The following is a 12,356-nucleotide window of genomic DNA, read 5'->3' on the forward strand; positions in this document are numbered from 1 at the left end:
TCGCAAGGTTTTTATTTTATTTAATCTTCAAAAATAATATGCCATTCCTCACGTTTCGCTAAAAACTCTTTCGCTAATGCTTGGGCCCCTTCTAAACTATGGCTAGCAGCCCAGCCACATTGCACTTCATTACAGGCAGGCACTGCGGTTGCCTTTGTCACATCTGTAAATGTGTTCTCTAAAATAGTTAATAAATCCTCATAATCATTATGATTGATCAATGATACATAGAAGCCTGTTTGACAACCCATTGGACTGAAATCAACAATATGATCAGAGTAATTACGGATAATGTCAGCAGATAAATGCTCTAAAGAATGTAATGCAGGCATTTCCATATGCTCCTTATTTGGCTGTTTAAAGCGAATATCGTATTTATATACTTCATCGCCATTTTTGCCCGTTTTCACACCTGCTAAACGAACATAAGGTGCCTTCACTTTTGTATGATCTAGATCAAAACTTTCTACATTTGTTTTTTCTTTTTGCAAAATACACAACTCCCTTCCGTATAGTAACTCCATTATACATAGTTTCCCGATAGAGTTGTATGATTTTTAAGAATTATTTAAATACTATTAAAAATAAAAAAACAACTAGTTAAGCTAGAACTAGTTGCTCTGAACATTCCAAATTACTTCTGGAATTTATTCATTTGCGCCATCATTTGACGTACTTGCTTTTCAGACGGCGTACGACCCATTTGCGCCATCATCATACGAATCATTTGCTCATTAATAGGTGGGTTTTCTTTCAAATATTTCATCATAGCTTGACGAGCGAAATAGAAACCAAGTGCTGCGCCCGCTGCTAATGCGATAATTACGATAATAATCCAGCCCCATGTAGGCATACAACCAACCTCCTCCACTACAATATACCGAGAAAAAACTCTCCACGCTCCATTATACACCAAATAATAGCGTGTTACTATATATTGTAGTGAATTTTCCTAGTGCATTGTATACTTCATCGGCTTTAACCACCCACACTCATTATCCTGTTTATTAAAAGCAATAAAACGTTCACTCATTTTAGCAAGCATTTGAAATAAATCTAAATCTAGCATTCGCGAACCTTCACAGTAAACACAAATTTTACGATCTACTAAATAAATAGCCATTTTACCTTTTATCGGATGTTCTAAAAACAAAGCATTACGAGCTCTTTCTAGGTGTGCATATTTGGAATCAAGTTGATGCTCTAACATGGCTGCAATCTCCTCAAAACGAACGGATTCACATATATATGCAAGCTCTTTTAAGGATTTCTCATTGGCATCTTCACAACCTTGCATCATCTCTAACAACTTACGCTCTCTGCCAAAAATAAACGTTAAATGCTCTTCTTTTATCTTATATATAGAATAGGTTCTCACCAGAAATCCTCCTTCGCTCAGTTTCTTTTTCATAAGTATAGCTCATTCAACCTTGTTTATTTGTCAAACGAGGGAGGGATCTCTCTTCTATTTTTGTCGAAAAAATTCTAGTTTCGGGTCTATAAATGACTTTATGACAAATGGTATTTCCAACCAAAAATAATTAACATTTTTCCAAAAACAAGAAAAAGTCTTATTAAACACGGACAAAAACCTTCTATTTTGGCTGCTTAGATGAATCTCAGCCTCAAGACCTAGTTCAAAATCAATTTCGAGTCCGTTTTAGACAATCTTGTAAATAGGTAACATAAAGGTACAAACGAAAGGAGCTAAAACAAATGAAAAAATTTCTTTTATTAACTGGAGGCGTCATTGCTACATGTGTTGCACTAGCGTTAATTGGACCACTGGCAGGGTTATTATTCTCTGGACTATTTGTAGCACTGGGCATGCACTTCTACATTGCTAGTAAGTCAACATTCGGTAAAATCTTTTGGTTTACAGTTGGTCTAATCGGTGTCCTATCAGCAATATCTAACATTCCAGCAATGGTTGGTCTTGCAGCAATCGCCATTATCTATGTTATCTATAAAAAATGGAATGGCGAAGATGTAAAAATCCCAACAATCGAAGGGAAAAAAGAAGAAGATCCGTTTACAAACTTTGAAAAAGAATGGTCAAACTTAACAAAATAAAAGGAGCGAATTTAAATGAACTTATTTCAACGTTTTAGATATACAGTAGAGGCAGACTTACACCAATTATTTGATAAGAAGGAACAAAAAAATCCGATTGCGATGTTAAATCAATACATTCGTGAAGCAGAAAAGCAAACGGAACAAACAGGCAAATTATTAGAGCGACAAGGGCAATTAAAAGAAAAGCTAGAGCAAGAATATAAAGAGAACGCAGATTTACTAGCGAAACGTGAATCTCAATTGGCATTAGCAAAATCTAGCGGAGAGCAGGACTTAATTGATTTCGCTACGGATGAAGTAACAGCATATTCAGCTCGTAACCTTACATTACAAGCTAGCATTGAAGCAAGTACTCGTGAATACTTCGAGCTTGAGCGTAAATTTGAAACAATGAAGCATAAAATTAAAGATATGAAAGTGCGTCAATTACAGCTGATGGGGAAAGAAAATGTAACTCGTGCCCATCATCAAATGGATGGAATGATTGCCAAAAATAATAAAACAAACTTTGAAGATTTAGAAGCATATATCGATAAATTAGCTTATCAAATCGATAAAGACCATGAGCTTACAACTTTTGAGGCAAGACTGGCAGAATTAGAAAAAAAAGCAGTAGAAGAAAGCTCACCACTGCTAATTGAAAATAAATAACATGGTATAATGAAAGCAATGCGCCAGCATTAAAGGGCGCATTCTTTCACGTTTAAGAATAGAGGGTCCCATTCCCTCTCTTATACTATTAGTAGAAGGAAGGGTGACCCTCTTGCAAAATTTCACAACAAATAAGCTCACATTTTGGGTACTTTGCTTCTTTTTACTCGTCTTTGTGGAGCTAACTATTTTTAATAATGGTGGTGCCTTCTGTTTATTGATTGGGGCTGTACTTCTTTATTTAAGTTTTTCCAAAAAAGTTCGATTTTTTAAATGGACAGGAATTTTCTTTATTGCCATTGCTTTGTTCACGATGTGGAGCTTACGTTTATTTATCGTCATCATGCTCTTATATATGCTCTATCAATACTTGCAAAGAGAAAACGAGCCAAAAGTAGTTGGGGCAGAGCTTTTTGAAAAGCTTCCTGCAATTAAAAATGACCTAATTGGCACAATGCCAGCTCCTACAGAAGCATATAAATGGCAAGATGTACAAATTCAGCGCCTTGCAGGAGATATTACCATCGATACAACGCAAACAATTTTACCTGCAGGCACTAGTCTTATTACAATTCGACAAGGTATCGGTAAAGTTCAAATTTATATTCCTTATGAAATTCCATTCCGTTTACAGTATACGACGTTATTTGGTGAGCTCTCCTGCTTACACGTAGGGCCGCAACGTATATTAAATGAAAGTATTACTTTCTCCGACGGCAACCCTGAGGATGCTAAACGTGTACTGATTATTCATGTCGCAACCTGGCTTGGAGATTTGGAGGTGCTACGAAAATGATTGCCTTTATCTCAAGATTATTTACATTATTTTTTATTTTAATGAGTGCTGTTTTCGGTCTTCTTGTTGCACTATGGGGCAATCCTGATGAAAAAACATGGGAGCCCCTATGGCAGCAGAATTACGATAATATCCCTCTAGGTGGCATCATCATAGTTAGCCTGTTTATACTTAGCTTCCTGTTTGCCAGCTGGATCAGTATGACTGCAAGGGCGCGAGAAGCGCAGGCAACACGAATAGTGAAACAATTAATCGAGCCTGATTTTGTTTTTCCTAAAAAACAAGCGCTTCCGAAATCGTTAAAAAAGGCAATTGTCCAAACAAGTGAATTAATTGATACGCAACGTAAAAGTTTACAGCGTTTGTCCAATGAACGTGCTGAGGCCAATGATAAAATTATACAGGAGCGTATTATTGCTGAACGTCAACGACTAGCTAGAGAACTACATGATTCTGTGTCACAGCAACTATTTGCTGCCTCTATGTTACTCTCCGCATTAACTGAAAATGACGAACATGCTACTAGCTTAAAACAGGTGGAGAAAATCGTTCAACAGGCACAGCTAGAAATGCGTGCATTACTGCTACACTTACGACCTGTAGCTTTACACAATAAAACATTGGCACAAGGCTTAGAGGAATTGATTATTGAGCTTCAGCAAAAAGTTTATTTCCATATAGAATATGAATTAGAAGAAATGGCCTTAACTAAAGCAGAGGAAGATCATTTATTTCGTATTGCACAGGAGGCACTCTCCAATACGCTGCGTCATGCCAAAGCAAGTGAGGTGGAATTACTTCTTGTGGCACGAGACGACTTAGCTATTTTAAGAATTCAAGATAATGGTTTAGGCTTTGATGTGGAGGAAGATAAATCCACATCATACGGTTTACAAAATATAGCTGAACGAGCAGTTGAAATTGGCTGCACCTATAAAATTGTATCAGTGCCTGGTGAAGGAACAATTGTAGAGGTTAAAATTCCTTTACAAAAGGAGGAGGTCAATGTCGATGATACAAGTGCTCATAGTGGATGATCATGAAATGGTACGGATTGGTGTGTCAGCCTATCTTTCAGCACAGCCGGATATTACGGTTGTAGGTGAGGCTGAGAACGGTAAAGAGGCAGTGGAACGTGCCCTAGCGCTAAGGCCTGATATTATTTTAATGGATAATGTGATGCCTGTTATGACAGGAGCAGAGGCAACAGTGGAAATATTAGCAGCATGGCCTGAGGCAAAAATCATGATGGTGACTAGCTTTTTAGATGATGATAAAGTATATCCTGCCTTAGAGGCTGGCGCGGTAAGCTATATTTTAAAAACATCTAATGCCAAACAAATTGCAGATGCTATTCGAAAAACGATGGGTGGCGAAACGGTATTAGAGCCAGAAGTCACTTCCAAAATGATGCACCGCATGCGCCACGGCAATAGTACGCCACTATACGAACAATTGACTGAACGTGAAATGGAAGTATTATTGCTAATGGCCCAGGGTAAAGCCAATCAGGAAATCGCTGATGAGCTATATATTGCCTTGAAAACAGTAAAAACACATGTTAGTAATATTTTAGCAAAGCTAGAAGTTCAAGATCGTACTCAAGCCGTCGTCTACGCCTTCCAAAATGGGCTAGCGAAATAACCATCTACCCATTACGCTTTGAGGACATGGCGATCTTTCAACAGAAATCTTACCAACTAATCATCCATTTATTTTAGTATGAGCCAAAATAAATGGATGATCCTGCGTAGAAAACGTCCTTGCAACAGACACCCATTGATTTATCTTATCCTATACTCCCCCCAAGATGAAAAGGGATTAAAGCAGTAGGTCTTTGCGCTTCAATACTTCTAAACTTACTATATAGAGAACAAGACGAATCCCAAGTGGTCAGACTAGCAACTAAATCGTACTCTCCTCACCACCAATAAATTTGATCGCAATACTCGTAAAATTTTTTAGGCTTCTTACCATATACTAGTTTAACCATGCCTATATATATTCGATGAGATTTAGCAAAATTGATACTATGAAATGAGAAGTCAAAATAATCTTGATAGTACGTTTTGTTAGATAGAAGTTTTTATCGTTTGGTACGTTAGTATTTATAAAAGGGGAGCTTTCATGGATAGTCGTTTTACGTATCAGCACTTTATTAAAAATAATGCTTTTGCATTATTGGACCCTGTTTTTATTGTATTGCTGCTGTTCTACATTGTACTGCTTATCATCGTTTTGCTGAAAAAAGTGCCTGTTTGGGTATGTACTCTTTTTGGTACTTTAACTAGTATTGTAGCCGCACAGCTTCTTTGGTTTTCTGGCATTATTGCTGATGAGCTAGGGATTGGTGGTAGTGCAAAAAGCTTTAATCTTTTTATTAGTATCGTGATAGTGCAGTGTCTTAGTTTATGGGTAACTAGCAAGAAAAACAATAAAAAAATACCGCAACATAGCAGCGTGATGTAAAGTCACGCTGTGTTGCGGTATTTTTATGTAGCTTATAGTGCTTTTACTTTTGCTACAACGTTTTCGACTGTAAAGCCATATTTCTCGATGACTAATTCACCTGGTGCGGATGCGCCGAATTTATTGATTAACTATACAGCTTCTTTATGGACTGCACCATGCTTTTCAACAGGAGATACTATGTAAGCTCCCCCTTCGCTACACCCTTATATACGATTTCAATAGAAGAGTGATTGCTAATTAGCCGTTACTAAAACCTCATTTTCTTCATGTTTTGCTTCAACAAACTGTCTATGATTTGGGGCAACAACTAAACTATATGAATGCATTATCGCTTGCTGTTGCATAACCCCCTTTAAAATAAAGCCATCCGTGACACCTGTTGCAGTAAATAAACAATCATCTGTTTGAACAAGTTCATCCAATGTCCAAATTTGATGAGGGTCTTTGATACCCATTTTGACACAGCGAGCATATTCCTCCTCTGTCTCTGGCATCAATTGACCTAAAAAGTCACCACCAAATCCTTTTTGTGCCGCTGCAGCAATAACCCCTTCTGGTGCACCACCAATACCAATAAACAAATCAACGTCACATTGCTCTAATGATGTTGCTAAAACGCCTGTAATATCGACTTCTGCAAAAAGCTTGACCTTAGCTCCTTCCTCTAATACATCCTCAATCCATTGCTGATGACGTGGACGATCTTGAATCATCACCGTTAATGCACGTACAGGCTTATGCAATGCCTTTGCTACACGATGCATATTTTCTTTTAAAGAATCCGTTAAACAAATCGCCCCTTTCGCTTGAGGTCCGCAAGCCATTTTTTTCATATACATATCAGGTGCATGAAGTAATGTTCCTTGTGGTGCTACAGCCATCACTGCCATTGCATCATTCATACCTTTTGCTACTAATGTAGTGCCTTCAATTGGATCTACTGCAATATCAACATGCAAAGCTTCTCCTGTTCCAAGCTTTTCTCCAATATAAAGCATCGGTGCTTCATCCATTTCACCTTCACCAATGACAACTGTAATATCCAATGGTAATTGGTTCAGTTCATTTCGCATCGCATTTGTTCCTGCACCATCAGCCGCTATCTTATTGCCACGTCCAATCCACGGATAGGCGTTCAGCGCTGCCATCTGTGTTACTTTCATAAAATCATTTGCAAAATGCTTAATTTGTACAGTCATTTTCATCATTCCTTTCAAAAAAGGCAATAAAAAACACTCACCCTAAAAAAGGCATGTCCGAAAACATCATTTAAAGCAGATGAGTGCTATTTTTAGTTATACACGCATCGTATTTTGTGCGATGTATAAAAATTGCTCCATAATTAATGCTGCTGATGTAGCACCAGGATCTTGCACGCCAATGGAACGTTCACCTAAGCGGCTTGAACGACCTCGTTTTGACAATAAATCTTTCGTTGATTCAGCACCTTCTTTAGCAGCAGCAACAGCTTTTTCAAAGGCTACAGGAAAATCTCCATCCTTATTAAATTCAGTAATTAATGTTTCACGCGCTGGAATAAGTGCATCCATCATCGTTTTATCGCCTAACTCTGCTTGCCCACGCTCCTGTACTCCATCTACAAAGGCAACCCAAAAATCTTTCCATGCTTCATCATTTAACATATCTTTACCTTTTATGGCTTTCGCCCCACGCATAAAGCCTGTTGCATATAATGGACCAACGGATGAACCAACCGCACTTAAAAATGTACGACCAGCAGTTGAACTTACTTTGACACAGTCCTCTTCCTCAGCTAAAGGCCCTTCTAGTTGTTCTTTAACAGCTTGCCAGCCAATAGACATTGTGACACCATGATCACCATCACCTAATTTACGGTCAAGCTCACATAAATAATCTTTTTGTTCTTCAATCATATCCACTATTTTCAATAAAAACTGTTTAAATTGTGTTACCGTGACTTCCATCTCGCTTCCTCCCTATCGCTGTACATACATTGGACAATCTGCTGCAAAATCAATGACTTCCATCAGCTCGTCATCTAATTGTGCAATGGATATAGATGCACCACCCATTTCTAAAGATGTGCTATAATTTCCCACAAATGAACGATGAATGTGAATATTTTTTGCTGTTAAAATTTGTTCAACACGACGGAATAAAATATATAGTTCCATATTCGTCGTTGAGCCTAAACCATTTACTAATACAGCTACTTTGTTACCGCTTTCAATTGGCATATCTTCTAAAATAGCATCTACCAATCTATCTACAACCTCGTCAGCCGTTTGAAGTTTACCTTTTTCAATACCTGGTTCTCCATGATGTCCTAAACCAATTTCCATCTCATCCGCTTCTAATTCAAAGCTTGGCTGACCTGTTTGTGGTAGTGAGCACGGTGAAAGACCAACACCCATTGTACGTGTCACATCGTTCATTTTATTCGCAACACGCACAACCTCTTCTAAACTATAGCCCTTTTCAGAGGCAGCCCCAGCAGCTTTCGTCACGAAAAACTCACCTGCAATACCTCGACGTTTGTGCTGTTCTTCCTTTGGTGCGGATGCAACATCATCTGTTACAATGACACATTCTACAGTAATATCTTCCTCTAAATCGGCAAGCTCTGCTGCCATTCCGAAATTCATTAAATCACCTGCATAATTTCCATAAATATAGACAACACCTTGTCCATTATTAATTTTTTTCGTTACCTCAACAATTGGATCTGGGGAAGGAGAAGCAAAAATATTCCCTACAGCTACACCATCTGCCATCCCATATCCTACATAACCCATAAAAGCAGGCTCATGACCTGAGCCACCACCAATTAAAACACCCACTTTTTGGCTTTCTTCACGAACAGCAACTAAAGCACGTTTATTTTCTGCTAATTGCTGTACATAATTTGGAAAGGCTTTTACATAGCCTTCAATCATTTCATCCACAACATTTGCAGGATCATTCATTAATTTTTTCATTATCTATGTACACCCCCATCAATATAACTTTGTTCTTGGTTCATAATTTGTTGTACTTTACGCGCGGAATTACCACCTGGAAAAGCCGAATTCAAATAGATTTCTACTACTTTTTTTGCTGCTTCTATGCCAATTACTTTTTCACCTAAAGTAATAATTTGTGCGTCGTTACTTTTACAAGCTCGTTCCGCTGAATAAACATCATGTGTTGTTGCTGCACGAATCCCTGGTACTTTACATGCCGCAATCGCCATACCTAGCCCTGTACCACACACTAAAATGCCTCGATCTAATTGATTGTTCATAATAGCTGTGCCTACTGTGAACGCAACACCTGGGTAATCAATTTCTGTACAATTGTCTTTTGAACCATAATCAATCACTTCATGACCTAATTCTTCGGTAATATATTGTTGCAAAACTTGTTTCAAATGATGTGCATTATGGTCTGAACCTAAACCAATTTTCATTATACAATTTCCTCCTACTTGTCATCTATATATATTTGGTATTTTCTGATAAATATAATATTATTCTCACACAATGATTTTCGTTTGTCAATTTTTATTTTCGTTTATTTTCGTTTTCGATTATATAAAAAGGATATTCTTTTCGAATATCCTTTTTATCAATGTCCTGTTACTACCTCTTTCGGTATATCGGTTTGTTTAGAGCCTTTTGGCAGACGAACAAATATCATCAACCCAGCACTTATAATATGCATAGTAACATATGCCCAAATAACACCAACAGCACCAAAACCACCGATTAAAGCACCTGCAACTGCTGGACCGAGAAATGTGCTTAAACCAGCACCCAAGTTAAGAATAGACATTGCTGCTCCACGGTTTTCTGGTGCTAATGATGGCACTAATGCAGAAAGTGGGACATACGCCGCTAAACAGGAGCCGAAGCACATAGCCACAATAATTGTCATCAGATAGTTAGCACCAAGGAAATACGGCACATAATAAAGACCTGCCATAAACACTGCACAACCTAAACCACCGATCCACATAACAGTACGCTGCCAGCCAATTTTATCGGCCACTGCACCCCAAATTAAATTGAAAATAACATTGCTTGCCCATAGAGCCCCATAAATTTGTAGCCATTGTGACATCGTAAATCCAGCATCAATCATATAGGCAGGCAAAAAGACTACTAATCCATATGCACCAGATGTATTAATAGCACGAACAATGCCACCAAGACCTACACGTGGCTTTTCAAATGCAATCGTGATGCCTTTTGTCATTTGCTTCATTGCTTCTTTAATTGTTAAATTTGTTTTTTGTACTTCAGGTTTGCAAAGGATAATACCAAAAACTGCACCGATTGCTGTAAAAATCAATGCACTCCAAAGCGTCATCATCTCGCCTAAAAATGGTAGTGCAAAACTTGAATAATAGGCCCCTAGCATATTTAGACCACCTGCAAATGATACCCAGAACCAACCAACTGCTGTTCCTAATCGCTCAATTGGAGCATAGTACGTAATCCATACTAAAAATGAATACGCAAATAATGGATAGCCTAGCCCACGTAATGCATATGTAGGAAGCATAATAGATAAATTCATCGTTGTAATACCTATTAATAAGAAAATCAACGTTCCTAAAACAAATAAACTCAATCCTATAATCATCATTTTTCTAGGACCATAAATTTCTGCTAACACACCTGAAAGCCAAGAGGCTATAGCTACAGCAATACCATAAAAACTAAGTAATGTAGCGACCTCCTGTACAGTCATTCCATTTTGGGTTAAATAGGTTGAAAGCCAACCTTGTTCTAAACCATCCCCAATCATAAATATCAGGACGCCTAAATAACCCATAAACATTTTTTTATCCATTCCTAGCTTACCAACTGATGTCGCCTGTAAATTTGATTGCATAATATCCCCCCTTGTCTAGCGTTTATCGGCCTATAAATTTGGGTTTAGTACTACTTTTAATGATTCCCGTCCATTTTTCACTAGCTCAAACCCTTTTTCAAACTCTTCAAGAGGTAGCATATGTGTAACAACGCCCTCTGTTGGTAAATCTCCATTCATAATTCCTTTGATAACAGGCTCATAGCAGTACGGCCCTAAATGTGAACCTAATACATCCAACTCTTTACGGTCTGAAATAATAGACCAATCCACTGTTACTGGGTCTTTAAACACACTAAATTCAACGAAACGCCCTAATTTACGAATTAATTTTAAACCCTGCTCGACAGATTTTTGTGCACCTGTTGCTTCAATATATACATCACAACCATAGCCATCGGTTAATTCATCAATAATGCCATAAACATCATCTTTCGCAGGATTTAGTACTATATCTGCACCAAATTGTTTTGCTAATGCTAAACGATCCTCAAATAAATCAAGAACAATTAATTTTCCTGGACCTGATTTTTTTATCGCACCAATCATGCCAAGCCCTAATGTTCCAGCACCTGCTAATACAACAACATCTTCTAATTCAATTTGTGCACGTTGAACAGCATGATATGAACAGGCATATGGCTCAATAAGAATGGCTTTTTCAATTGGTAACTCATTTGGAACATGGTAATTAATGCCCTCCTTTGTAAATTTCATATACTCAGCCATACCACCATTAACATTGTTTTGGAAACCATATAGATCATGCTTTTGACACATCCAATATTGACCACGCTTACAAAAGCGACATTTCTCACAAGGAACTATTTGTTCTGAAATTACACGATCACCGAGTTCAAAATCACCATCTACATTTTCACCAATTGCTACAATATGACCGATAAACTCATGACCAGGAATCATTGGTGCTTTAATGTATGCGGGCTGATCTTCATCGCCCCAAAAGCTTGGCGCACCGTCAAATGCTTTTACATCACCTGCACAAATGCCACATGCTTCTACCTTTATTAAAATTTCACCTTCCCCAATCTTTGGAACAGCTACTTCCTCTAAACGATAATCACCAGGTTCATAGGCAACAACTGCTTTCATTTTTGTTGGGATATTGTCAATAGATTTTGTCACTTTGTCTACTACTTGATTTGAACACATGTATTTCATCCTCCCATTATAAAAAAGCGTTTTCATTTTTCAGATTGTTTTTGTTTTTCTGTTTTTATCGTACCACCCAAACTTTCGAATTTCAATTTTTATTTTTATTTAATTTCGTTATCTATTTTTTACTTTCATTTCATTTATTTTTACGCTACTATGTAAAAGCAATATTTTTTCTGACTTTCTTAATTATCATATTGCTTGTAATTGTAATTTTCTAAATCCTATTGTTTTTACACTATCTAGGTATGATATGATAGTGAAAATAACGAAAAACAATAACAATATGCTCATCACTAAAAGATATGGTTGATATTTTTTCAAATAGTAATTAAAAGATAAGATC

15 protein-coding genes are annotated in these 12,356 nt (G+C 37.4%); 6 read left to right on the forward strand and 9 right to left on the reverse strand.

Annotation, left to right across the window (positions count from 1 at the left end; all coding sequences use genetic code 11):
* Positions 1-20 precede the first annotated feature (20 nt).
* The 3 genes from V1L66_RS16690 to sirA all read right to left on the reverse strand — a co-directional run bounded on the left by V1L66_RS16690 (position 21) and on the right by sirA (position 1,378).
* Positions 21-524 (reverse strand): S-ribosylhomocysteine lyase, encoded by a 504-nt coding sequence (locus V1L66_RS16690; protein WP_312124634.1) that lies wholly within the window; start codon positions 522-524, stop codon positions 21-23.
* Between the two features lie 110 nt (positions 525-634).
* Positions 635-853, reverse strand: coding sequence for a YneF family protein (locus V1L66_RS16695; RefSeq protein ID WP_004232154.1), 219 nt, complete (start codon positions 851-853; stop codon positions 635-637).
* Positions 854-952: 99 nt separating this feature from the next.
* Entirely contained in the window at positions 953-1,378 is a 426-nt protein-coding gene (sirA, locus tag V1L66_RS16700; protein WP_004232148.1) for a sporulation inhibitor of replication protein SirA, read from the reverse strand.
* Positions 1,379-1,716: 338 nt separating this feature from the next.
* Here sirA and V1L66_RS16705 point away from each other — a divergent pair, with 338 nt between their 5' ends.
* The 6 genes from V1L66_RS16705 (at position 1,717) to V1L66_RS16730 (ending at position 5,992) form a co-directional block, all read left to right on the forward strand.
* The gene (locus V1L66_RS16705) at positions 1,717-2,073 is read left to right on the forward strand and encodes an ABC transporter permease (RefSeq protein ID WP_333006144.1); all 357 of its coding nucleotides are present in this window, start codon (positions 1,717-1,719) and stop codon (positions 2,071-2,073) included.
* A 15-nt stretch (positions 2,074-2,088) separates the two neighbouring features.
* Positions 2,089-2,727, forward strand: a complete 639-nt coding sequence (locus V1L66_RS16710) for a PspA/IM30 family protein (RefSeq protein ID WP_009370701.1) — start codon at positions 2,089-2,091, stop codon at positions 2,725-2,727.
* Between the two features lie 103 nt (positions 2,728-2,830).
* Complete coding sequence (gene liaF / locus V1L66_RS16715) at positions 2,831-3,523, forward strand: cell wall-active antibiotics response protein LiaF (RefSeq protein ID WP_333006145.1); 693 nt, start codon at positions 2,831-2,833, stop codon at positions 3,521-3,523.
* Entirely contained in the window at positions 3,520-4,560 is a 1,041-nt protein-coding gene (locus tag V1L66_RS16720; protein ID WP_036080185.1) for a sensor histidine kinase, read from the forward strand. The genes liaF and V1L66_RS16720 overlap by 4 nt, the downstream gene beginning before the upstream one ends.
* Positions 4,535-5,167 carry a response regulator gene (locus tag V1L66_RS16725; protein WP_009370700.1) on the forward strand — a complete coding sequence of 211 codons (633 nt, stop codon included), beginning with the start codon at positions 4,535-4,537 and terminating at the stop codon, positions 5,165-5,167. Before V1L66_RS16720 ends, V1L66_RS16725 begins: the two co-directional genes overlap by 26 nt.
* Before the next feature lie 483 nt (positions 5,168-5,650).
* Positions 5,651-5,992 (forward strand): hypothetical protein, encoded by a 342-nt coding sequence (locus V1L66_RS16730; protein ID WP_333006146.1) that lies wholly within the window; start codon positions 5,651-5,653, stop codon positions 5,990-5,992.
* Positions 5,993-6,228: 236 nt separating this feature from the next.
* On the opposite strand, the gene glpX is transcribed toward V1L66_RS16730, so the two are convergent.
* The 6 genes from glpX to V1L66_RS16760 all read right to left on the reverse strand — a co-directional run bounded on the left by glpX (position 6,229) and on the right by V1L66_RS16760 (position 12,007).
* Positions 6,229-7,194, reverse strand: a complete 966-nt coding sequence (glpX, locus tag V1L66_RS16735) for a class II fructose-bisphosphatase (protein WP_312124630.1) — start codon at positions 7,192-7,194, stop codon at positions 6,229-6,231.
* 96 nt (positions 7,195-7,290) lie between these two features.
* Positions 7,291-7,941 carry a dihydroxyacetone kinase subunit DhaL gene (gene dhaL / locus V1L66_RS16740; RefSeq protein ID WP_312124629.1) on the reverse strand — a complete coding sequence of 217 codons (651 nt, stop codon included), beginning with the start codon at positions 7,939-7,941 and terminating at the stop codon, positions 7,291-7,293.
* 12 nt (positions 7,942-7,953) lie between these two features.
* Positions 7,954-8,955, reverse strand: a complete 1,002-nt coding sequence (locus tag V1L66_RS16745) for a dihydroxyacetone kinase subunit DhaK (RefSeq protein ID WP_312124628.1) — start codon at positions 8,953-8,955, stop codon at positions 7,954-7,956.
* Positions 8,955-9,425 (reverse strand): RpiB/LacA/LacB family sugar-phosphate isomerase, encoded by a 471-nt coding sequence (locus tag V1L66_RS16750; RefSeq protein ID WP_259419259.1) that lies wholly within the window; start codon positions 9,423-9,425, stop codon positions 8,955-8,957. Before V1L66_RS16750 ends, V1L66_RS16745 begins: the two co-directional genes overlap by 1 nt.
* A gap of 158 nt (positions 9,426-9,583) precedes the next feature.
* Positions 9,584-10,855, reverse strand: a complete 1,272-nt coding sequence (locus V1L66_RS16755; protein WP_259419260.1) for an MFS transporter — start codon at positions 10,853-10,855, stop codon at positions 9,584-9,586.
* Positions 10,856-10,885: 30 nt separating this feature from the next.
* Complete coding sequence (locus V1L66_RS16760; protein WP_259419261.1) at positions 10,886-12,007, reverse strand: alcohol dehydrogenase catalytic domain-containing protein; 1,122 nt, start codon at positions 12,005-12,007, stop codon at positions 10,886-10,888.
* Between the last annotated feature and the right edge of the window lie 349 nt (positions 12,008-12,356).

It is taken from the genome of Lysinibacillus sp. IITD104, from assembly GCF_036698265.2.
In the GTDB taxonomy this organism is placed as follows: Bacteria; Bacillota; Bacilli; order Bacillales_A; family Planococcaceae; genus Lysinibacillus; species Lysinibacillus boronitolerans.